General features: G+C 63.7%; 19 protein-coding genes. 8 read left to right on the top strand and 11 right to left on the bottom strand.

The features are described 5' to 3' along the window. Nucleotides 1–31: 31 nt before the first annotated feature. Genes PPGU16_RS18350 through PPGU16_RS18340 form a run of 3 tightly spaced genes read left to right on the top strand, consistent with a single transcriptional unit; the run spans nt 32 to nt 6,420 of the window. Entirely contained in the window at nt 32–3,307 is a 3,276-nt protein-coding gene (locus PPGU16_RS18350) for an efflux RND transporter permease subunit (RefSeq protein WP_180721742.1), read from the top strand. A 1-nt stretch (nt 3,308) separates the two neighbouring features. Beyond that, entirely contained in the window at nt 3,309–4,766 is a 1,458-nt protein-coding gene (locus tag PPGU16_RS18345; protein ID WP_180721743.1) for an efflux transporter outer membrane subunit, read from the top strand. A 52-nt stretch (nt 4,767–4,818) separates the two neighbouring features. After that, nucleotides 4,819–6,420 carry a PqiB family protein gene (locus PPGU16_RS18340; protein WP_180724105.1) on the top strand — a complete coding sequence of 534 codons (1,602 nt, stop codon included), beginning with the start codon at nt 4,819–4,821 and terminating at the stop codon, nt 6,418–6,420. Nucleotides 6,421–6,487: 67 nt separating this feature from the next. Here PPGU16_RS18340 and ppk2 read toward each other — a convergent pair whose 3' ends face one another. The 4 genes from ppk2 to PPGU16_RS18320 all read right to left on the bottom strand — a co-directional run bounded on the left by ppk2 (nt 6,488) and on the right by PPGU16_RS18320 (nt 9,177). Beyond that, nucleotides 6,488–7,339, bottom strand: a complete 852-nt coding sequence (gene ppk2, locus PPGU16_RS18335; RefSeq protein ID WP_180724104.1) for a polyphosphate kinase 2 — start codon at nt 7,337–7,339, stop codon at nt 6,488–6,490. A gap of 67 nt (nt 7,340–7,406) precedes the next feature. Continuing rightward, nucleotides 7,407–7,664, bottom strand: coding sequence for an RNA-binding protein (locus PPGU16_RS18330; protein WP_180724103.1), 258 nt, complete (start codon nt 7,662–7,664; stop codon nt 7,407–7,409). A 214-nt stretch (nt 7,665–7,878) separates the two neighbouring features. Continuing rightward, entirely contained in the window at nt 7,879–8,103 is a 225-nt protein-coding gene (locus PPGU16_RS18325) for a hypothetical protein (protein ID WP_180724101.1), read from the bottom strand. 63 nt (nt 8,104–8,166) lie between these two features. After that, nucleotides 8,167–9,177 carry a hypothetical protein gene (locus PPGU16_RS18320; RefSeq protein ID WP_180724100.1) on the bottom strand — a complete coding sequence of 337 codons (1,011 nt, stop codon included), beginning with the start codon at nt 9,175–9,177 and terminating at the stop codon, nt 8,167–8,169. A 64-nt stretch (nt 9,178–9,241) separates the two neighbouring features. Between PPGU16_RS18320 and PPGU16_RS43090 the strand changes: the two genes are divergently transcribed. The 3 genes from PPGU16_RS43090 (at nt 9,242) to PPGU16_RS18310 (ending at nt 11,289) form a co-directional block, all read left to right on the top strand. Next, the gene (locus PPGU16_RS43090; RefSeq protein WP_274599988.1) at nt 9,242–9,373 is read left to right on the top strand and encodes a hypothetical protein; all 132 of its coding nucleotides are present in this window, start codon (nt 9,242–9,244) and stop codon (nt 9,371–9,373) included. Nucleotides 9,374–9,645: 272 nt separating this feature from the next. Next, entirely contained in the window at nt 9,646–10,701 is a 1,056-nt protein-coding gene (locus tag PPGU16_RS18315; protein WP_180724099.1) for an extracellular catalytic domain type 2 short-chain-length polyhydroxyalkanoate depolymerase, read from the top strand. Nucleotides 10,702–10,728: 27 nt separating this feature from the next. Further along, nucleotides 10,729–11,289 (top strand): hypothetical protein, encoded by a 561-nt coding sequence (locus tag PPGU16_RS18310; protein WP_180724098.1) that lies wholly within the window; start codon nt 10,729–10,731, stop codon nt 11,287–11,289. On the opposite strand, the gene PPGU16_RS18305 is transcribed toward PPGU16_RS18310, so the two are convergent. Then, nucleotides 11,220–12,071: an NAD(P)H-binding protein gene (locus tag PPGU16_RS18305; RefSeq protein ID WP_180724097.1), complete on the bottom strand. Its 852-nt coding sequence runs from the start codon at nt 12,069–12,071 to the stop codon at nt 11,220–11,222. The genes PPGU16_RS18310 and PPGU16_RS18305 overlap by 70 nt on opposite strands. A gap of 150 nt (nt 12,072–12,221) precedes the next feature. On the opposite strand from PPGU16_RS18305, the gene PPGU16_RS18300 reads away from it, so the two are divergent. After that, nucleotides 12,222–13,202 (top strand): AraC family transcriptional regulator, encoded by a 981-nt coding sequence (locus PPGU16_RS18300; protein WP_180724091.1) that lies wholly within the window; start codon nt 12,222–12,224, stop codon nt 13,200–13,202. An 11-nt stretch (nt 13,203–13,213) separates the two neighbouring features. Here the strand turns inward: PPGU16_RS18300 and yjfF are convergent, their stop codons facing one another. The 6 genes from yjfF to PPGU16_RS18270 form a co-directional block, all read right to left on the bottom strand. After that, nucleotides 13,214–14,314: a galactofuranose ABC transporter, permease protein YjfF gene (gene yjfF, locus PPGU16_RS18295; RefSeq protein ID WP_180724090.1), complete on the bottom strand. Its 1,101-nt coding sequence runs from the start codon at nt 14,312–14,314 to the stop codon at nt 13,214–13,216. Next, entirely contained in the window at nt 14,311–15,348 is a 1,038-nt protein-coding gene (locus PPGU16_RS18290; protein ID WP_180724088.1) for an ABC transporter permease, read from the bottom strand. The genes yjfF and PPGU16_RS18290 overlap by 4 nt, the downstream gene beginning before the upstream one ends. Then, on the bottom strand, nt 15,345–16,859 hold the full coding sequence (locus PPGU16_RS18285) for a sugar ABC transporter ATP-binding protein (protein WP_180724086.1): 1,515 nt from the start codon (nt 16,857–16,859) through the stop codon (nt 15,345–15,347). The genes PPGU16_RS18290 and PPGU16_RS18285 overlap by 4 nt, the downstream gene beginning before the upstream one ends. A 91-nt stretch (nt 16,860–16,950) precedes the next feature. Beyond that, nucleotides 16,951–17,916 carry an ABC transporter substrate-binding protein gene (locus tag PPGU16_RS18280; protein WP_180724084.1) on the bottom strand — a complete coding sequence of 322 codons (966 nt, stop codon included), beginning with the start codon at nt 17,914–17,916 and terminating at the stop codon, nt 16,951–16,953. Nucleotides 17,917–18,467: 551 nt separating this feature from the next. Further along, on the bottom strand, nt 18,468–18,785 hold the full coding sequence (locus tag PPGU16_RS18275) for a TFIIB-type zinc ribbon-containing protein (protein WP_180724082.1): 318 nt from the start codon (nt 18,783–18,785) through the stop codon (nt 18,468–18,470). 89 nt (nt 18,786–18,874) lie between these two features. Next, nucleotides 18,875–19,693, bottom strand: coding sequence for a TerC family protein (locus tag PPGU16_RS18270; protein WP_180724080.1), 819 nt, complete (start codon nt 19,691–19,693; stop codon nt 18,875–18,877). Between the two features lie 142 nt (nt 19,694–19,835). Between PPGU16_RS18270 and PPGU16_RS18265 the strand changes: the two genes are divergently transcribed. Beyond that, nucleotides 19,836–20,720, top strand: coding sequence for a LysR family transcriptional regulator (locus PPGU16_RS18265; protein WP_180724078.1), 885 nt, complete (start codon nt 19,836–19,838; stop codon nt 20,718–20,720). The last annotated feature ends 93 nt before the right edge of the window (nt 20,721–20,813 follow it).

The raw sequence follows: 20,813 nt of genomic DNA, 5'->3' as shown, positions 1-20,813 counted from the left end.
CGAGCGACGCCATCCGGCGCACCCCGACCCGATGAACATCTCCCACTTCTGCATCGACCGGCCGATCTTCGCCTCGGTCATCTCGATCGTCATCACGCTGGGCGGCGCGCTGTGCATGCTCGCGCTGCCCACCGCGCAGTATCCCGACATCACGCCGCCGCAGATCACGATCTCCGCCACCTACCCGGGCGCCAGCGCCGACGTGGTCGCCAACAACGTCGCCGCGCCGATCGAGCAGCAGGTCAACGGCGCCGACAACATGATCTACATGAGCTCGTCGAGCTCCTCGACGGGTAACCTGACGATCAACGCCTACTTCCAGATCGGCACCAACCCCGAACTCGCCCAGGTCGACGTGCAGAACCGCGTGAACCTCGCGCTGCCGCAACTGCCGCAGTCGGTGACCAACCAGGGCGTGCAGGTGCAGAAGAAGTCGCAGGCGTTCATGATGGTGATCGCGATCTACTCGCCCTCCGAGCGCTACGACGCCACCTACATCGCCAACTACGCGAACGTCTACGTGCTCGATGCGCTCAAGCGCATTCCGGGCGCCAACCAGTCGAGCATCTTCGGCACGCCCGACTACGCGATGCGCATCTGGCTGCGCCCCGACCGCATGGCGCAGCTGGGCATCACGGCCGCCGACGTGCAGCGCGCGGTGGCCAACCAGAACCAGCAGTTCGCCGTCGGCCGGTTAGGCCAGTCGCCGACGGGCGCTCCCGTCGAACAGTCGTTCGCGGTCACGACCACGGGACGGCTGACCGAGCCCGACGAATTCGAGAACATCATCATCCGCGCGCAGAGCGGTGGCGCGGCGATCGTGCGGCTGAAGGACATCGGCCGTGCCGAACTCGGCCAGAAGGACTACTCGATCCGCAGCCGCTTCCAGGGCAAGCCCGCCACCGTGCTCGCCGTCTACCAGCAGCCGGGCGCCAACGCGCTCGATGTCTCGAAGCAGGTGCGCGCCACGCTCGCCGAGATGAAGAAGACGTTCCCCGAGGGCATCGACTACGAGATCGCGATGGACACCACCGAGTTCACGCGCGCCTCGATCACGGACGTCGTGCACACGTTCTTCGAGGCCGTCGTGCTGGTGGTGATCGTCGTGTTCGTGTTCCTGCAGAGCCTGCGCGCCACGCTGATCCCGGTGCTGGCCGTGCCCGTGTCGATCGTCGGCACCTTCATGGGGATGGAGGCGCTCGGTTTCTCGATCAACATGCTCACGCTGTTCGGCATGGTGCTCGCCATCGGGATCGTGGTCGACGATGCGATCGTCGTGATCGAGAACGTCGAGCGCAACATGACCGTGCACAAGCTCGCCCCGAAGGATGCCGCCAAGCAGGCGATGGACGAGGTGGCGGGCCCGGTGGTGGCCATCGTGCTGGTGCTGTGCGCGGTGTTCGTGCCCGTGGCGTTTCTGGGCGGCATCACCGGGCAGATGTACAAGCAGTTCGCCATCACGATTGCGATTTCCGTGGTGATCTCGGGCATCGTCGCGCTGACGCTCTCGCCCGCGCTCGCGGCGCTGCTGCTCAAGCCCGGCCATCACGAGAAGAAAGGCTTCTTCCGCTGGTTCGACAACCAGTTCGCGCGCATGACGGCGGGTTATACGCGCGCGGTGCGCCTGATCATCAAGCGCTTCGTGATCGCGCTGCTGCTGTTCGTCGGCATGATCGTGCTGGCCGTGCTGATGATGCGCGACATCCCGACGGCGTTCCTGCCGCCCGAGGACCAGGGCTATCTGCTGGGCGCCGTGATCATGCCCGATGCCGCGTCGCTGGACCGCACCGGCCAGGTGTCGGACCGCGTGTCCGAATACTTCATGAAGCAGCCGGCCGTGGGCAGCATCACGACGGTGGACGGCTTCAGCATTCTCGACAGCCAGAACAAGAACAACTCGTCGACGTTCTTTGTCGGCTTCAAGAGCTTCGAGGAGCGGTATTCGTCAGCCAATATCCGCACGCAGAATGCGCGGGCGGTGCTCGTCGATGCATACAAGACGCTCTCGCAGATCCGCGAGGGCATCGTCGTGCCGCTCAATCCGCCGTCGATTCCGGGCCTCGGCACGACAGGCGGCACCGAGATGTGGATCCAGAGCAAGGGCGATGCGACGATCGCGCAGTTTGCGGCCGTGGTGGACGACTTCGTCGCGAAGGCCAAGCAGCGCCCCGAACTGACGGGCGTTACGTCGACCTTCAACGCGAACTCGCAGCAGCTGCTGGTCGACGTGGACCGCGACAAGGCCGAGACGCTCGGCGTGCCCGTGCAGGACGTCTACAGCGCGATGCAGACGATGTTCGGCTCGCTGTACGTGTCGCAGTTCAACCGCTCGAGCCGGCTGTGGCAGGTGATTTTGCAGGCCGAGCCGTCGTACCGGTTAAAGCCCGACGACCTCGCGCAGATCTTCGTGCGCAGCTCGAACGGCAGCATGGTGCCGTTGAAATCCGTGGTGACCTCGCACTACGTGACGGGCCCGGACCTGATCACGCGCTTCAACAACTTCCCGGCCGTGAAGATCACCGCGAACGCGGCGCCCGGCTACGCGTCGGGCCAGGTGATCACCGCGCTCGAAGAGGTGGGCGCGCAGATGCCCTCGGAGTACGGGGTCGCGTGGAGCGGCGAGGCGTTCGAGGCGAAGCAGTCGGGCGGCACCTCGGGGCTGGTGTTCGTGTTCGGCCTGATCATGGTGTTCCTGATTCTCGCGGCGCAGTACGAGAAGTGGAGCCTGCCGTTCGGCGTGCTGATGGCGGTGCCGTTCGCGCTCTTTGGCGCGCTGCTGGCGATCCTGCTGCGCGGGCTGAACAACGACGTGTACTTCCAGATTGGTCTGACGATGCTGGTGGCGCTCGCGGCGAAGAACGCGATCCTGATCTTCGAGTTCGCGGTGCTCAACCGCGAGTCGGGCAAGTCGGTGTTCGACGCGACGATGACGGCGGCCGAGGAGCGGCTGCGGCCGATCGTGATGACGTCGCTGGCGTTCATCCTGGGCTGCGTGCCGCTCGCGATCGCGACGGGGGCGTCGGCCAACAGCCGGCATTCGATCGGCACGGGGGTGATCGGCGGGATGCTGGGCGCGACGGCGATTGCGGTGTTCTTCATTCCGATGTTCTTCTATGTGCTGGAGACGATGTCGGAGCGCTCGGAGAAGAAGAAAGCCAAGAAGGCGGGGGATGTGCCGCCTTCTGCGCCGGGCTCGGGAACGGGCCCCATGTCTGGCGAGCCGTCCAAAGTGCCGCCGTCCGCGGGTGGTCCCAAGGTCGGCGGCGGCCCGACCACCAACCCGTCCGCACCGCGCGAGGGTGACTGACATGCGCCGCGCCCTCGTTCTCTGCGTGCCATGCGTTCTTGCCCTGAGCGGCTGCCTGCTCGGGCCGAACTACTCGCGCCCGCCGCTCGACGTGCCCGCGACGTACCGTTTCCCCGACAACTACGCGGCCGACATCGCCAACACCGAATGGTGGAAGCAGTTCAGCGACCCCGTGCTCGATGAACTGATCACCACTGCGCTGGCGAACAACAACGACGTGAAGGTCGCCGCCGCGCGCGTCGACCAGTTTCTCGGCCAGTTCGTGACGACGCGCGCGGCACTGTTTCCGCAGGTCGGCGCGGGCTTCGATGCCGAGCGCCAGCGCATCTCGACGTCGTCGTCACCGCTGCTCGCGAATGTGCAGAACCCCGTGTTCAATACCTACCAGCTGGCGCTGTCGGCCTCGTGGGACATCGACCTGTTCGGCCGCAACCGGCGGCTCACGGAATCGGCGCGCGCGAGCCTGCTGTCGACGGAAGAAGCGAAGCGCGGCACGGTGCTGACACTGGTGTCGGCCGTGGCGTCGTCGTATATCAACCTGCGCAGTCTCGACCGGCAGCTGGAGATCGCGAAGGCCACCACGGCCAGCCGCGCCGAATCCGTGCACGTGTTCGAGCTGCGCTTCAAGGGCGGCGAAGTCTCGCAGATGGAACTGGCGCAGAGCCAGTCCGAGTACGAGGCGTCGCGCGCGGTGATTCCGCAGATCGAGGCGCAGATCGCGCAGCAGGAAGACGCGCTGTCGGTGCTGCTCGGGCGCAATCCGGGCGACATCCTGCGCGGGCGTGCGCTCGCTGAACTGGCGGCACCTGCCGTGCCCGCCGGGCTGCCGTCGGATCTGCTCGAACGCCGTCCCGATCTGCGTCAGGCGGAGCAGGATCTGGTTGCGGCGAATGCGCAGATCGGCGCGGCCAAGGCGCTGTACTTCCCGCAGATCTCGCTGACGGGGCTGCTGGGCACCCAAAGCGGGCAGTTCTCGAAGCTCTTCACGGGGCCGTCGCGCGTATGGTCGTTTGCGGGCTCGATCGCGCAGCCGGTCTTCGAGGGCGGCGCGATCGTCGGACAGGTGAAGCAGGCCGAGGCGGTGCAGCAGCAGGCGCTGTACTCGTACCGCAAGGCGATCCAGGTCGCGTTCCAGGAAGTCGACGATGCGCTGATCTCATCGCAGAAGCTGCGTGAACAGTTCGACGTGCAGGAGCGGCAGGTGGAGGCGCTGGCGACCTATGCGCATCTCGCGCGGCTGCGGTACGAAGGCGGCTACACCAGCTATATCGAGGTGCTCGACGCCGAACGCAGTCTCTTCAACGCGCAGCTGAACCAGACACAGACCCAGGCGGGCGTGCTGGTGTCGTATGTGAACCTGTACAAGGCGATGGGCGGCGGCTGGGTCATCACGGCCGACAGCATGACCACCCAGGCCGCGCAACACAGCGGCGATGCGGCCGCGCAGAGCGCGAAATGAGCGACATCGCCTTCCCCTTCAAACGGTTCGATTGCAACATGAGGCGATCATCATGAGCCGCCCGCCCGAACTACCTGAGGCCGTCGCCGTGCCGCGCAAGCGCTGGCGCATCCAGTGGATCTGGATCGTGCCTGTGGTGGCCGTGCTGGTCGGCATCTGGCTCGCGGTGCAGGCGGTGCTGTCGCAAGGGCCGACCATCACGATCAGCTTCAGGACGGGCGAAGGACTCGAAGCGGGCAAGACCAAGATCAAGTTCAAGGACGTCGACATCGGCGTCGTGAAGAAAGTCGCGCTGTCGAAGGACTATAAGACCGTCGTCGCCACGGCCGAACTCACGCGCGACGCCACCGACATGCTCGTCGACGACACGCGCTTCTGGGTCGTGCGGCCGCGCATCGCGGGCGGCACCGTATCGGGTATCAGCACGTTGCTGTCGGGCGCGTTCATCGGCATGGATATCGGCCATGCGAAACAGGCGCGGCGCGATTATTCAGGGCTCGAAGTGCCGCCCGTGTTCGCGAGCGACGTGCCGGGCCGCGAGTTCGTGCTGAAAGCGGCCGACCTGGGTTCAGTCGATGTCGGCACCCCTATCTATTTCAGGCGCCTGCAGGTCGGACAGGTGACGTCGTTCGATCTCGACAAGGACGGCGGCGGCGTCACGTTGCACGTGTTCATCAACGCCCCGTACGACCGCTACGTGAACAGCGATTCACGTTTCTGGCAGGCGGGCGGCATCGATGTGACGCTCGGCACGGAAGGTGTGCAGATCAATACGCAGTCGGTGGTGTCGATCCTCGTCGGCGGCCTTGCGTTCGAAACGCCGACCGCGTCGCTGGACCGCCCTGAAGCGGCCGTGAAAGCGTTGTTCCCGCTCTTCCCAACACGCGCCGACGCGATGAAGCAGCACGACCGGATCGTCGAGACCTATGTGTTCAATTTCCAGGGTTCGGTGCGCGGCCTCGTGGTCGGCGCGCCCGTCGATTTTCGCGGCATCACGGTCGGCGAGGTATCGGCGATCTACACGCGCTTCGATCCCGCCACGAGGCAGATCAGCATTCCCGTGGAGGTCAAGCTCTATCCGGAGCGCTTCACGTCGCGTTATGTGTCGGAGCCGAGAGGCGGCCGTCTCGGGGACGACCCGAAAGCGCTGGCCAATTTCCTCGTCGAACGTGGTTTGCGCGGTCAACTCAAGACGGGCAGCCTGATCACGGGCCAGTTGTATATCGCGCTCGACTTCTTCCCGAGCGCGCCGAAAGCCTCTATCGACTGGAGCCGCACGCCGCCCGAACTGCCGACCACGCCGAGCGGCCTGCAATCGCTGCAGGAGTCGCTCAACCGGATCGTGGCGCGCTTCGACAGCTTGCCGCTCGAACAGATCGGCAAGAACGCGCAGCAGACGCTCGCCAGCACCGCGCAGCTGATGCGCAATCTCAACACGCAGGTGGTGCCGCAGGCGAAGGGCGCGCTGTCCGCCGCGCAGGCGACGCTCGATTCCGCGAACAGCGCGCTGCAACCGGATTCAGCGTTGCAGCAGGACACGAGCGACGCGGTTCGCGAGCTTGCGCGCACGGCCGCATCGTTCCGCGCGCTGTCGGATTATTTGCAGCGGCATCCCGAAGCGCTGCTGCGCGGCAAAGCCGACGACGCGAAATAAAACCGCGCGAGAACCAATGGCTCTCGCGCGCGACGGATGCGTGCGTTACGCGATGCCCGAATAGCCTTTAGAACTTCTCCCGCACATAACGGATTGGCCGGTCGGTCGGGCGATATCCCTCCGCCTTTTTCCGCTTTGGCAGCTTGATCTTCGGGCGCGGCATCGTCTTGTATGGAATGCTGTCGAGCAGATGCGTGATCAGGTTCAGACGCGCGCGTTTCTTGTCGTCCGAGCGCACCACGTGCCACGGCGCCTGCTCGGTATCGGTCGCCGCGAACATGTCGTCCCGCGCGCGCGAGTAGTCATACCAGCGGCTGTACGACAGCAGATCCATCGGCGACAGTTTCCAGATCTTCCGTTCGTCGGTAATGCGCGCTTCGAGACGGCGTGTCTGCTCGTCCTCGCTGACTTCGAGCCAGTACTTCAGGAAAATGATGCCCGACTGAATGATCGCGTGCTCGATCAGCGGGACGGCCTTGAAAAAATTCTGCACCTGCTCGTCCGTGCAGAATCCCATCACCCGTTCGACGCCCGCGCGGTTATACCAGCTTCTGTCGAAGAGAATGATCTCTCCCGCAGCGGGCAGATGTGGAAGATAGCGCTGGATGTACATCTGCGATTTCTCGCGGTCGGTCGGCGCCGGCAGCGCGACGACCCGAAATATGCGTGGACTGACGCGTTCCGTGATTGCCTTGATCGTGCCGCCCTTGCCTGCGCCATCGCGTCCTTCGAAGATTACGCAGACCTTCGCGCCCGTTTGCACGACCCATTCCTGCAGCTTTACCAGTTCGATATGAAGCAACTTGAGTTCTTTTTCATACTCCTTGTTCTTCATCTGTTCCGGCGCTTTCGTGTGTTCACGCACGCCATTCGACTGTCCGCTGCGTACGCTGTTCTTTTCGTTCTTCAATTCAGGCATCGCTCGTCTCCTGTGAACGTGGTGTCGGTTCGGCAGCCGGCCCATGCCCACATGGACCGGAGCGGCTTCAGGACTCGTCCCGCGTGGGTACGACCTGCACCGTCAGCGTGCGGCTTTTCCAGAACATGTTATGAACGCGCGGTTGCAGACTCTGCAACACATGTGCGCCGACGTCATTGAACTCGAGCACGACGGCAGGACGTTCGCCCGTTCCTTCGACACGACGGATCGCATCGAACGGCGGAAACCCGTAGTGACACAGGAACGTTTTGATTTCCTCGTCGGTCGTGTTGTCTTCGATATTGGCAACCCAAAGCTCAGCCATAACGACGTTCTCCTCATCGAAAGTCCGCCCATCGAACAAAGCGCACAAGGTTGAAAAATCCGGCGACAGCGCCTGCGGGTGCTGCAAAAGCAGTTCGGTATATACAAACAGTCTATGACTTTCCGCGCCTGTTGTCGGCTTTCCGCAAGCGACTGAACGACACGAAATACACAACGCCGAGGGGCGATCACGTTGAAAACTGAAACGTCGCGCATCAAGGCGATGATGCCGGCTTCGCGCCTTGCTGTTTTTGCGCTTCGTCTTGGGCCTGCGCCTGCTCGTCTTCCTTCTTTGCTTCGCGGGCCTTTTGCTCGGCCTTGCGTTGCGCGTCCTGCATCGGCTTCAAGGCGGACGGTTGCGCGACAGCCTGTTGCAACGGCGCCAGAGAAGCGGAAACGCATGCGGCTGCGGCCAATGAAACCAGATAGCTCTTCATCATTCGATTCCTCCGCTTCGCTAAAGACCGTTGAAGACTGCCACGGACTGCGACAGTCTTTCGATCTTAAAGCGCGCGCATGGCGGCGTCGATCTGCAACCCACCCGGCGGCAGATCGGAGCGCCGAAAGCGAACCAGCGCAAAGGCGCGCATCTGCGGCGGGACACCGGGAACGCGCACGAAGTGAAACTCGATATCGCTGCCGCCTTTCGCCTCGCCTTCCTGAACCACGTTCATCATATCGATGCGGATATGCCGGTTTTTGATGTAGACGTAATCCGCCGGCTTGCGGAACACCTCGCAAACGCCTTCGAGTTCGTGTTCGATGATATCGGTCGGCACTCTGAGCGCGGCGAGGCTTTCGGCGTTCTGCGCGATCTGCGTCTGCACATGCGCGAGTTCGCTCGCTTCGACAGTGACGCCGCCCGCGACGGAGGCCAAGCCCGTACCGCCGCGATGCAGCAGCGCCACACGCTCCTGCATCAGCTCGCGGCCACGCGCGAGCCGCGCGGCGCGCGTGGCCGCCAGCAACGACAGTCCTTCGAGCGCCAGCTGATCGACCAGTCTGCGCTCGATCTCTTCGCGAAGCGACGTTTCCGTGCGCCCGCAGACTCTCACGCGATGGTCGCTGAAGCTCAGCGTGGTTTGCGCGACGTCGTGATGCAGCGTGTCGCCGTCCAGTGCGACGCCCAGCACGTGCCGCTCGGTCAACGCCATGCCGAGCGTGCCGTGTACATCGACGGCGCCGGGATTCGAGTCGAAGAACGCCCGAACCTCTTGCGAGCGGCCGAAGGTATCGGCGATATCGTCGGGGGTTGCGAAGAATGCGCGCAGGCTCGGATTGCCCGCCCACGTGTCGGCGCTTGCATCGAGCGTGGCGGGCAGCGACGCCATCAGCCCGTCTGCATACTGAAGGGTCACGGCGACAGGTTGTTGGAGACGATGCCGATAACGGCTCGCGACGGCGATGCGCGGATGAATCGCGAGAATGCGCCCGATCGCCTCGTCGATACGCGCAGCGGCCATCGGCGGCACGGCTGCCTGATCGCGATGGAACAGCCGGCTCAGCAAGCCCATTGCCGCTACCTCCGGGAAGTGACGAACGGGTCAAAACATCGTTGGTCGAGAATCAGCATACCGCATGAAAAATCCGCTGCGTGAGCGCTTTGAGCCTCACGCGGCTAACGGACGCAGGGGACGCGAGGAGCAGCGCCGTAACACGACCGCCAGCCGCATGAAGGATGCGTTGAACAAGCCGGTCGCTGCTCAGTAAGTCGTGACCGCAGGTGCGAAAGCGCGATGCGCAACGCGTCGCGATCGCATGCACGCTGCATGGGTTGTTATGCCGCGAGACCAAGCCAAAACGGGTCGCGCAATCTTCATAAAAAAGCGCTTGCTGCACTGCGCAACGTCGCCTATACCAATAGAACTTCGATTTCGAAGTACCGCATCGAGCGGTCGATAAAGCGGCTTCTGCGTGTCACACATCTGACCGGTTGCGATGAGCATCATCGCGGCTGCGCTATTCGTACGGGGGACTATTCAATGTCGAACGATATCGTTCAACTGCGCAACTACAACGTCAAGAAGGGCGAGAGCTCCATTTCCGGTTTGTCTTCAGGCGCATTCATGACCGTGCAACTGCATCTCGCGCATTCGGCGAGCTTTGCGGGTGTCGGCGTGATTGCAGGCGGACCGTTTCGCTGCTCCGAATCGTTCCGCGGCGCGGCGCCGCTAGCCGAGGACGCCTATGTTCAAAGCGCCGAGTACATTTGCATGAGCCCGCTCACGCCGCAGACGGGACCGAGCGCGCCGCGTCTCGCGCAGCTCGCGCACGACACTGCGCAGGCGGGTGCCATCGATCCGTTGTCGAATCTCAAGGGCGACCGCGTCTATCTGTTCACGGGCTCGCGCGATACCGTCGTGTATTCCGAGGTCGTGAAGTGCACGCATCGTTTCTACGAACTACTCGGCGTCGCATCCGACGACATCCTGTTCGACGACACGGTGCCCGCCGGCCATTCGATCGTCACGGACAATCCCGAAGATTCATTGCTCGACACGAACCAGCCGCCCTATATCAATCAAGGCGGTTTCATGCAGTCGCATCGAATTCTTCACCACATCTACGACGGCCTGAAAGCGCCCGCGCAACAGACGACCGGCCGCCTGCTGCGCTTCGATCAGACCGAGTTCTTCGGCGGCGAAGCGCGCGCGAGCATGGGCGAGTTCGGCTATGCGTACGTGCCGCGCGCGGTCGAAGAAGGTGCGCCAGCGCGCGTGCACGTCGTGCTGCATGGCTGCAAGCAGGGATACAGCTACGTGAACTACGTCTACGGACGCGCCGACGTGACGAACCAGGCGCCCTACGGCAATCGCTACATCACGACGACGGGCTACAACGAACTCGCTGACAGCAACGACATCATCGTGCTGTACCCGCAGGCGACGGGCGCGGACGGCGGCGGACTGCAAAACCCGGACGGCTGCTGGGACTGGTGGGGCTACACGAGCGACGACCCCGAACAGCCCGACTACTATTCGCGCGACGCGATCCAGATCAAGGCGCTGCACGGCATGCTGAGCCGGCTTGGCGGCTGACCCTTCCTCTTACCTGACGAGCCTGCCATGAACGAAATGACCATCCTGCCCGCGCCTGCGGAGCAAACGGCTGCATCGAGAGCAACGGCTGTCGCAACCGCCGCCGTGAATGCCGCAGAAGCGGTGCAGAAAACCGCGCCCGCCGCGCGCGCCGCCGCCGTCCAGGACACGTTGAAGATGCCCGTGCTGTTCGGCGGCTGGGCCGCCCGTTCGGCGACCAGCAGCATCGACACCGCGCGCCTGCTCGCCTTCGGCATGGACCTGCACACCTGGGGCGAACTGTTCCAGATGCAGCAGGCCGTCGTCGAGCGTCTGACGCTGCAACAGCAGACGTGGATGCAAGGCTGGGCCGCATGGAACCGCGAGCGCGCCGAGATACGCGGCGCCAACACGGTGACGAAACTGGTCGAGCAGGAGTTCAACCTGGTCGCGCAGATCGGGCAACTGCTGATCGATCAGACCACCAACCTGATCGCGCTTCAGGAAAACATCGAGGTGTCGTACGCGTACTGGCTCAATCAGAAGCTGGGCGCGCTGTCTTCGACACCGGGCGTCCAGACGCCCGTCGCTGCCGTCGCGCGCACATAGTCGCCGAACTCGCGTGGTCGCCGCCCGAGCGCGCGAAGCACGCCGTCCTGCACGGATGCATTGCGCCCGTCGAGCACTTCGGTGAACAGATAGCGGATCAGGCCGATCACATCGGGCGGCAGTTGCGCCGCGTCGAGCGCCGCGACGTATTCGGGCATCGTCACGCGCGTGAAGCGGATCGGCCGCCCGGTGGCGCTGGCGATCTGTGCAACGGCGTCGGCAAAGGTCCACAGGCGTGGGCCCGTCAACTCGTAGAGCCGGCCTGCGTGGCCGTCGTCGGTGAGCGCGGCGGCGGCTACGTCAGCGATATCGTCGGCATCGACGAACGGCTCGCCGATGTCGCCGACGGGCAGCGCCAGCTCGCCCGCGAGGATCGGCTCCAGGAAATGTGCCTCGCTGAAGTTCTGCGCGAACCAGCTTGCGCGCAGCAACGTCCATTCGACACCTGACTCACGCACGATAGCTTCACAGCGTTGTGCTTCCGTCTCGCCGCGCCCCGACAGCAGCACGAGGCGGCGCACGCCGCTTTGCACGGCGAGATGGGTGAAGGCCTGGATATCGTCGGCGGCGCCTTCGACGGCGAGGTCCGGGAAGTAACTGATATAGACGGCCTTCACACCTTTCAGGGACGGCGCCCACGTCGCGCGATCCATCCAGTCGAAAGGCGGCGTGCCGGCGCGCGATCCGTGCCGTACGTCGGCGCCGCGCGCCGTGAGCCGTTCCGCCACGCGGCGGCCTGTCTTGCCCGTGCTGCCAAGCACGAGAATCGCGTCTGCTTTCATGGATCATCTCCGTTCGAAGGCCGCATCGTGTGGCGACCGTGAATCCAGAATAACGACGCGCTTCTGGACGGACAATGATCCGACATCCGTCATTCTTGATCATTCGTCCAGACACTTGGACGAATCTCATCTGCCGTCTAGACTGCCTGCATGAACGAACTGCCCGAATCCGGAGATCCGCTCGGCGAAGCGCTGCACTTTCTGCGCATGACGGGCACCTTCTATTGCCGCTCGGAGTTCACCGCGCCCTGGGCGCTCGAATTGCCGCCGTTCGAGCGCTCGATGATGTTTCATGTGGTGACCTCGGGCGAATGCCTGCTCGAAGTGGATGGCGCGGAGCACTGCGTATTGCGCCCCGGCGATCTCGCGCTCGTGCCGCATGGTGCGGGGCATCGGCTGATGAGCGCAGCGGGCGTCCCCGCCGGCAAACTGTTCGATCTGCCGCGCGAAGCCGTCAGCAACCGCTACGAGCTTCTTCGTCATGGCGAAGGCGGCGCGCCGACAACGATGATCTGCGCGCTCGTGCGCTTCGATCACCCCGCCGCGCAACGGCTGATCGGAATGCTGCCGAAGCTGATCCGCGTCGACACGTGGCAGTCGCCCGAAATGGAATGGATACAGAGCACGTTGCGCTTCATCGCAGCCGAAGCGCAGCAGTTGAACGCGGGCGGCGAAACGGTCATCACGCGGCTCGCGGATATCCTCGTGATTCAGGCCGTGCGCGCGTGGATCGCCCACGCGCCCGCCGCGCAGACGGGCTGGCTCGGCGCGTTGCGCGACCGGCAGATCGGCCGCGCAATCGCGATGATTCATCGCGACCCGTCGAGCAACTGGACAGTGGCGGCACTGGCCGACAGCGTCGGCATGTCGCGCTCGGCGTTTTCCGCGCGCTTCACGCAACTGGTCGGTGAACCGGCAATGCGCTATGCGGTGCGCTGGAAAATGCAGGCAGCACTCACGCAATTGCAGGAAACGGATGCGTCGCTGCTGGAGCTTGCGCTGCGCCTCGGCTACGACTCCGATGCCGCGTTCAGCCGCGCGTTCAAGCGGATCGTCGGCGTGACGCCGGGCGCGGCGCGGCGCCAGGCGCGCGTGCAGAACGAAGACGCAGCGATCCCGTTAGCCCGATAAAACAGCAGCGCTCACGACTGCTTCAACGTCGTCGGATTCATCTTTGCCAGATCGATCGTGCTCGTGCCGTGCGTTGGCGCGGACTTGTCGGCAGTGGTCTTCGTGACATTTGCGCCCAGCCCCGTGCCGTCCGATTTGCGCCGCGCCGCATGCCGCTCGATGATCCGTTGCAGCAGGCAGAACGCGCAAAGCAGCGCGCCGATCACGATGCGCGTCCACCATGAACTGAGCGTGCCGTCGAAGGTAATCAGCGTCTGGATCGTACCCAGAATGCCCACGCCGAACACCGAGCCGATCACATAGCCGACGCCGCCCGTCAGCAGCGTGCCGCCGATCACGGTCGCGGCAATCGCGTCGAGTTCCATGCCCTGCGCCTGCAAGCCATAGCCCGACAGCACGTACAGCGTGAACACGAAACCGCCGAGCGCCGAGCAAAAGCCGCTCAGTGCATACACGCCGATGCGGGTACGCGCGACGGGCAAGCCCATCAGCAGCGCCGAGCGCTCGTTGCCGCCGAGCGCATAGACGTTGCGTCCAAAGCGCGTGAAATGCGCAACGAAGATCGCTACGGCCAGCGTCAGCAGCGCGATCAGCGCGCCCGAGGTCAGCGAGCCGCCGCCGATCGGCACGCTGAAGCCCGCCATCGCGTGAAAGGTCGATTCATTGATCGTGATCGACTGCGTAGTGATCAAAAAGCACGCGCCGCGCGCGAGGAACATGCCCGCCAGCGTGACGATGAACGGCTGCAAACGGAAAAAGTGGATCAGCGCGCCCATCGCCGCGCCGTACAGCGCGCCGAACGCGAGCACGAGCGGCGCGATGACCCACACGGGCCAGTGCAGGCGCTCGGCGCCGATCGCGCAGAGGATCGTCGTCAGCGCGACCACGGAGCCGACGGACAGATCGATGCCGCCCGACACGATCACGAAGGTCATGCCGATCGCGACGATCAGCAGAAACGCGTTGTCGACGAGCAGTCCGAGCAGCACCTGCAGCGAGAAGAAGCCCGTGTACATCACCGAGCCGAAGCCGAACAGCACCGCGAACAGCACGACGGTGACGACGATGGGCAGCGTGCGCGGATCGAGCAACCGGCCGAGCATAGTGTTCATTGGGGCGTCCCCGTAAGCGGTTTCGTCTTCGCGAATGCAAATGCGCGCAGCAACTGACGCACGAGCATCGCGCGCGCGACGCTCGACTGGATCACGCTGACGAACAGCACGACGATGGCCTTCACGACGAGCGTCGCTTCGGGCGGCACGCCGATCGAGTACGTGGTGTACGTGAGCGTCTGGATGATGAGCGCGCCGAGCACGGTGCCCGCGAGGCTGAACCGTCCGCCGAGCAGCGACGTGCCGCCGAGCGTCACGGCCAGAATCGCGTCGAGTTCGAGCAGCAGGCCCGCGTTGTTGCCGTCCGCGCTGCGCACGTTCGAACTGGCCAGAATCCCGGCGATGGCCGCCGTCAAGCCCGAGAACACATACACGCTGAACACGATCGCGCCCGAGCGCAAACCGACTAGCCGTGTCGCCACCGGATTGACGCCGATCGCGCGAATGAAAAGCCCGAGCGCCGTGCGATTGACGAGCAATGCAGTTGCCACCGTCACGCCGAGCGCGATCCACACCGAGCAAGGCACCGTCGCCAGATAGCCGCCGCCGAACACCAGATAGCCCTTCGCGCCGATCGGGATGATCTGTCCGCCCGTCAGCAGTTGCGCGACGCCGCGCCCTGCCACCATCAGGATCAGCGTGGCAATGATCGGCTGCATGCCGACGAAGGCGACCAGCATGCCGTTCCAGATGCCCGCCAGCACGCCGACGGCGAGCGCCGCGCCGAGCGCGGTGCCGATGCGCGTCGGATCGTCGGCGAGTACGACGGCGGCGGCCGCGCCCGCAATCGCAACGATCGCGCCGACGGAGATGTCGATGCCGCGTGTCGCGATCACGAGCGTCATGCCGAGCGACACGATCACGAGTGGCGCGGCGCGATTGAGAATGTCGATGGGCGCGCCGAACAGATGTCCGTCGAGCAGCGCAATCGACAGGAAGTTCGCGCGGTGCGCGACGTCGATGGCGAACAGCGCGATCAGCGTCAATGCGGGCCACACCAGCTGATGCCTGAGCACCGTCTGAATCTGCTTCATTCGCTTCCCCCTGCGATCAGCCGGTAGACCTGGTCTTCCGATACCGCGCTGCCCGTCACGTCGGCAATCTTGCGACGGTCGCGCAGCACCGCGATGCGATGACTCACGCGCACCACCTCGCCCACTTCGGACGAAATGAAGAGGATGGCGAGGCCCTTCGCGCAGAGCGCGAGCACGCGATCCATGATCTCGAACTTCGCGGCGACGTCGATGCCGCGCGTCGGTTCGTCGAGGATCAGCATTTTTGGTTCGGTGGCGAGCCAGCGTGCCAGCACGACCTTCTGCTGATTGCCGCCCGACAGCAGGCCGATTGGCTGCTCGGCGTCGTGCGCCTTGATGCCGAGCCGCTCGATATACGTGTCGGCGATTTCGCGCTGCTTCTTGCGACCTATCACGCGCAGCCAGCCGCGCCGCGCCTGCAGTGCGAGGATGATGTTTTCGCGGATCGACAGCGCGGCGACGATGCCCTCCTTCTTGCGGTCTTCCGGGCAATAGCCGATGCCGTGGCGTACCGCGTCGTGCGGCGAGCTGAGCTTCACGTTCTTGCCGTCGACGCTCATCGTGCCCGCGTCCGCCTTGTCGACGCCGAACACCAGCCGCGCCGTTTCGGTGCGCCCCGAACCGAGCAATCCCGCGAGACCGAGTATCTGGCCCGGCTGCACATCGAGATCGATGGGATTCATCACGCCGCGCCGCGCGACGCCTTGCATCGACAGGAACGGCGCCGTACCCGCGCGCTGCTGCGGCGTATCGGGCGCGCCGCCTTTGAGGCGCTCCGTCATGCGGTTATGGCCGACCATCTTCGCGACCAGCTGTTCGACGGGCAGATCTTTCGCGAGATATTCACCCTCGCGCTCGCCGTTGCGCATCACGGTGATGCGATCGGAAATCGCGTACGTCTGTTCGAGAAAGTGCGTAACGAACAGGATCGCAATGCCCGCCTGCCGGATATTGCGCAGCACGTCGAATAGTCGCGCCACTTCGCCGTCATCGAGACTCGACGTCGGCTCGTCGAGAATCAGCACGCGTGCCTTGACCGACATCGCGCGCGCAATCGCCACCATCTGCTGCACGGCGATCGGATACGCATCGAGCGACTTCGTGACGTCGAGCGACACGTTCAGTTCGGCAAGCGCCTCATGCGCGCGCGAATGGATCGCCTTCCAGTCGATCGCGCCGTGCCGCTTCGGCTGCCGGCCCGCGAAGATGTTCTCCGCCACTGAGAGATTCGGGCAGAGATTGATTTCCTGGTACAACGTCTGGATGCCCGCGGCTTCGGCTTCGAGCGGCGTCGCGAAACGCACGGTTTCGCCCGCGAGGCGGATTTCGCCCGCGTCCTGCTCGTGTACGCCCGTGAGCACGTTGATGAGCGTGGATTTGCCCGCGCCGTTCTGGCCCATCAGCGAATGGATTTCGCCGGGGAAAAGCCGGAAGTCGACGCCCGACAACGCCTTCACGCCGGGAAACGTCTTGCTGATGCCGATGGTTTCGAATAGCGGTTGTGCGGCCATATGTGTCACAAGCAGCGTGATGCGATGACGTTATGGAAATCCGGCACGCCTCGTTGCGAGGCGCGCCGGATCCAGGCAGCGATTCGGCCGCTCAGTACTTGCGCTGCGGCAGAATCTGCGCGGCGACGCTCATCGGGAACACGGTCTCGTTGGTCACGATGCGCTTGGGCAACTGCTTGCCCGCGACCACGTCCTTCACGGCCGTCATCAACTGCGGCCCGAGCAGCGGGCTGCATTCGACGTCGACATTGATCTTGCCCGCGATCATCGCTTCGAAGCCGCCCTTGGTCGCGTCGAACGACACCACGGTCACGTCCTTGCCGGGCTTGATGCCTGCTTCTTCCATGGCCTGGATCGCGCCGAGCGCCATGTCGTCGTTATGCGCGTAGACCACGTTGATCTGCTTGCCGTAGGTCTTGGCGAACGCTTCCATCACCTGCTTGCCGCCTGCGAGCGTGAAGTCGCCGCTTTGCGACGCGATGATCTTGAACTTGGGATCGTTCTTGATCACTTCGATCAGGCCAGCATGCCGGTCGTTCGCGGGCGCAGAGCCGACCGTACCTTGCAGTTCGGCAATGTTGATCGGGCCTTTATCGTCCTTGTAGCGCTCTTCGAGCCATTTACCCGCGCGACGGCCCTCTTCGAGGAAGTCCGAGCCGATCATCGTCACATAGAGTGACTTGTCTTTCACGTCGACCGAACGGTCGGTGAGAATGACGGGAATCTTCGCGTTTTTCGCTTCCGTCAGGACAGGTTCCCAGCCGGACTCGACCACAGGCGAGAAAGCGATCACGTCCACTTTCTGCGCGATGAACGAGCGGATCGCCTTGATCTGGTTCTCCTGCTTCTGCTGTGCATCCGAGAACTTCAGGTTGATGCCGGCATCCTTTGCCGACGTTTTCACGGACACGGTATTCGCAGTGCGCCATGCGCTTTCGGCGCCGACCTGCGAGAAACCCAAGGTGATCTGTTTATCCCCGGCGAAGCTGGCGCTCGCGGCAACGGTGAGCGCCGCTCCAACGAGCATGCCGGCGATCAGACGCGTGGCGACTTTCATGTGTTGTCTCCGATGTGGTTGTTTTCCAGGCGCTGCTTTTTCGTGTGCGACGACAGCCATGACGCACGACGAACGTTTTGCGCCAACTCTTGCTGCAAACCTGCAACTGACAGTCAATCTGGAAATCCCAGTCCGGACGGCTTCCGGCGCGGATGCGCGCTCGTGGCGAACATCCTGTGCGCGGCGCATGCCACCGAAGCATCGGCGGGTCGCATGTCGTGCGTCTGACTTTTTCTTATAGCCAAACTATATGTTTGGTGTCGCGCGCTTTCGATTAGCGTTTTCCCGACGTTCGTGCCGACGGGCATAAGGCGATTCGCGATGAGTTCTTCGCGTCGATGCCCCGCTGTCCCACGTTTTAGGCAGATATGAAAAAACGGATTTGGGTGTCGCGGGCCGCTCGATGACGCGGTGCGATGACGAGGTGCGATCGGATCGCTTCGAATTATAGTAATACTATAAAGCGTCCGACCGGGGTCTGGATCGCGGCGCATCCGCACGGGACCAGGCCTGTTGGCTGTGGCCCGCGCGGCGCGCGCTCAGGAGGCGGGTCAATCGAAATCGAACATATCGAACAGCGATTTCTTCTTGCGGCGCGGATCGTAGTGCTTGCGATGATCGCCGTGGTAGGAATCGTTGCGTCGGCCCCACTCCTGTTCGTGACGGCCATCGCGGTCGCCGTAGCGCGTGTCGCGCTCGACCTGATTGCTTCTGTTGTCCGGTTCGGGCGCGTCCTGCATCTGGGTCAGCAACTTGTCCAGTTCGCCGCGATCGAGCCATACGCCACGGCACGTCGGGCAATAGTCGATCTCGATGCTCTGACGTTCGGTCATCAGCAGATCGGGGGTCTTGCAAACGGGGCACTTCATTGCGTTGCTCCTTTCGTAACGTTCATACCTTGGTGCTGCCGTTCGGGGCGGCGCTCAACCGCCCCGATACTTCTGTCAGTCCACATCGTTCAGTTCGAGTAAGCCGAACCGTTCGTCTGCGTCTTTTCCGGGTTGATTTCACGCTCCGCTTCCAGCGCTGCCGCCTTCTGCTCGCGCTTCTCCTTTCTGCGCCGCGTCAGCATGTTCATGCCTTCGACGAAGCCCGCGAACGCCATGGCCGCGTAGATGTAGCCCTTCGGCACGTGCGAACCAAAACCTTCTGCAATCAGCGTCATCGCGATCACCAGCAGGAAGCTCAACGCAAGCGTGACGATGGTCGGATTGCGCTCGATGAACTTCGACAGCGGGCGAGCCGCGAACAACATCGCCGTGACGGCTGCGATCACCGCAATGAACATGATGGGCAGGTGATCCGTCATGCCGACCGCCGTAATGATGCTGTCGACCGAAAACACGAGGTCGAGCAACAGGATCTGGCCAATCGCAGCCGTCACCGTCAGGCCGCCGACGCCCGTCGCGGGGTTCGTTGCCGTGTCGGTGTCGTGGCTCACGTGATGGTGCATTTCACGCGTGGCCTTCCACACGAGGAACAGTCCGCCCGCGAGCAGAATCAGGTCGCGCCACGAAAACGCGTGATCGAACACGGAAAACACCGGCTGGGTGAGCTGCGCAATCCACGCGACGGTGCCCAGCAGGCCGAGCCGCATCACCAGCGCCAGCATGATGCCGATGCGCTGCGTGCGCGCACGTTGCGCTTCGGGGAGCTTGTTGCTCAGAATCGAAATGAAGATCAGGTTGTCGATGCCGAGCACGATCTCCATCACGACGAGCGTCACGAGTGCCGCCCATGCAGCGGGATCGGCGGCCAGGGTCAGTAAGGATTCCATTTGCGAGCGTCGTTATCCGGTTGAGATGAAAACGGCTGATTACTGGGTCACAGCCTGTGGAAAGCATGATCGCCTGACTCCGCAATCGGAAAAACCAGTGATAAGCTGATAGTTGGTTCGGTTTTTTCGAAGTGAGTCCAATATGCTCAACTACCGGCACTTGCACTATTTCTGGGTCGTCGTGAAGGAAGGCGGGTTTGCGCGGGCCGCCGAGCGGCTCGACATGGCGGTGCAAACCATCAGCGCGCAGGTGCGCGAACTGGAAAAATCGCTCGGACATCAACTACTGAAGCCCGCAGGGCGCGGCGTCGCGATGACGGAAGCGGGACAGGCGGCGTACGCGCGCGCGGAAGAGATCTTCCAGATCGGACGCACGTTGCACGACGAAGTGCGCGAAGCGGCGAGCGGAACGGTCGCGCGCTTCGCGGTCGGCTTGACGGATGGCATTTCGAAGCTCGCCGTCCATGCAATTCTTGCCGGCGTGCTGGACACGCCGTCGCTGCGGCTGCTCTGTCACGAAGGCGAAGCAGAAGATCTGCTGGCGGAACTGGCGCATCACCATCTGGATCTCGTGCTGTCCAGCCAGCCCGCGCCGCACAACTCGAATCTGCGTCTATCCAGCGAGCGTCTGATCGCTTCGCCGATCGACTGGTACGGACCGGCCGCCATGGTCCGCAAAACGCATATTGATCACTTCCCGCAATGCCTCGCATCGCTGCCGGTCTTGCTGCCGACGGGACACTCGTCGCTGCGCTCGCGTCTCGACCGCTGGTTCGAAGCCGAAGGCATCCGGCCACGCGTCGCGGGCGAGTTCGAAGACAGCGCGTTGATGGCGCTGTTCGCATCGCGCGGCATGGGCGTGTTTCCGCTCGCGGCGTTCGGCGCGGAGCGCAACGATCCCATGCATCGCGGCTTGCGCTGGCTCGGCCGCTCGCCCGACGTCAAGGAGGAAATCCACGCAATCATGTCGCGGCGCGGGCGGCATCATCCTTTGACGCAAAAGGTGCTGAGCGCGGCGCACGCGTGATCGCATTCGCAGCTACGAGTGAAGCTTCGGTTTTTCCGAAGCTGACGTTCCGTTATTTCTGCTTTTTCCTCAACACCTTCTCACCGTACTCTT

The organism is Paraburkholderia largidicola, from assembly GCF_013426895.1.
Classification (GTDB): domain Bacteria; phylum Pseudomonadota; class Gammaproteobacteria; order Burkholderiales; family Burkholderiaceae; genus Paraburkholderia; species Paraburkholderia largidicola.
The sequence above is the reverse complement of the archived record's forward strand: the minus strand, read 5'-3'. Positions and strand labels throughout refer to the sequence as shown.

Coding starts and splice junctions, on each gene's coding strand:
- PPGU16_RS18265 (WP_180724078.1), top strand. CDS start 19,836: ATGCTCAACTACCGGCACTTGCACTATTTCTGGGTCGTCGTGAAGGAA.
- PPGU16_RS18330 (WP_180724103.1), bottom strand. CDS start 7,664: ATGGCTGAGCTTTGGGTTGCCAATATCGAAGACAACACGACCGACGAG.
- PPGU16_RS18285 (WP_180724086.1), bottom strand. CDS start 16,859: ATGGCCGCACAACCGCTATTCGAAACCATCGGCATCAGCAAGACGTTT.
- PPGU16_RS18325 (WP_180724101.1), bottom strand. CDS start 8,103: ATGATGAAGAGCTATCTGGTTTCATTGGCCGCAGCCGCATGCGTTTCC.
- PPGU16_RS18280 (WP_180724084.1), bottom strand. CDS start 17,916: ATGAAAGTCGCCACGCGTCTGATCGCCGGCATGCTCGTTGGAGCGGCG.
- PPGU16_RS18350 (WP_180721742.1), top strand. CDS start 32: ATGAACATCTCCCACTTCTGCATCGACCGGCCGATCTTCGCCTCGGTC.
- PPGU16_RS18290 (WP_180724088.1), bottom strand. CDS start 15,348: ATGAAGCAGATTCAGACGGTGCTCAGGCATCAGCTGGTGTGGCCCGCA.
- PPGU16_RS18310 (WP_180724098.1), top strand. CDS start 10,729: ATGAACGAAATGACCATCCTGCCCGCGCCTGCGGAGCAAACGGCTGCA.
- PPGU16_RS18320 (WP_180724100.1), bottom strand. CDS start 9,177: ATGGGCTTGCTGAGCCGGCTGTTCCATCGCGATCAGGCAGCCGTGCCG.
- PPGU16_RS18345 (WP_180721743.1), top strand. CDS start 3,309: ATGCGCCGCGCCCTCGTTCTCTGCGTGCCATGCGTTCTTGCCCTGAGC.
- PPGU16_RS43090 (WP_274599988.1), top strand. CDS start 9,242: ATGAAAAATCCGCTGCGTGAGCGCTTTGAGCCTCACGCGGCTAACGGA.
- yjfF (WP_180724090.1), bottom strand. CDS start 14,314: ATGAACACTATGCTCGGCCGGTTGCTCGATCCGCGCACGCTGCCCATC.
- PPGU16_RS18300 (WP_180724091.1), top strand. CDS start 12,222: ATGAACGAACTGCCCGAATCCGGAGATCCGCTCGGCGAAGCGCTGCAC.
- PPGU16_RS18275 (WP_180724082.1), bottom strand. CDS start 18,785: ATGAAGTGCCCCGTTTGCAAGACCCCCGATCTGCTGATGACCGAACGT.
- PPGU16_RS18270 (WP_180724080.1), bottom strand. CDS start 19,693: ATGGAATCCTTACTGACCCTGGCCGCCGATCCCGCTGCATGGGCGGCA.
- PPGU16_RS18315 (WP_180724099.1), top strand. CDS start 9,646: ATGTCGAACGATATCGTTCAACTGCGCAACTACAACGTCAAGAAGGGC.
- ppk2 (WP_180724104.1), bottom strand. CDS start 7,339: ATGCCTGAATTGAAGAACGAAAAGAACAGCGTACGCAGCGGACAGTCG.
- PPGU16_RS18305 (WP_180724097.1), bottom strand. CDS start 12,071: ATGAAAGCAGACGCGATTCTCGTGCTTGGCAGCACGGGCAAGACAGGC.
- PPGU16_RS18340 (WP_180724105.1), top strand. CDS start 4,819: ATGAGCCGCCCGCCCGAACTACCTGAGGCCGTCGCCGTGCCGCGCAAG.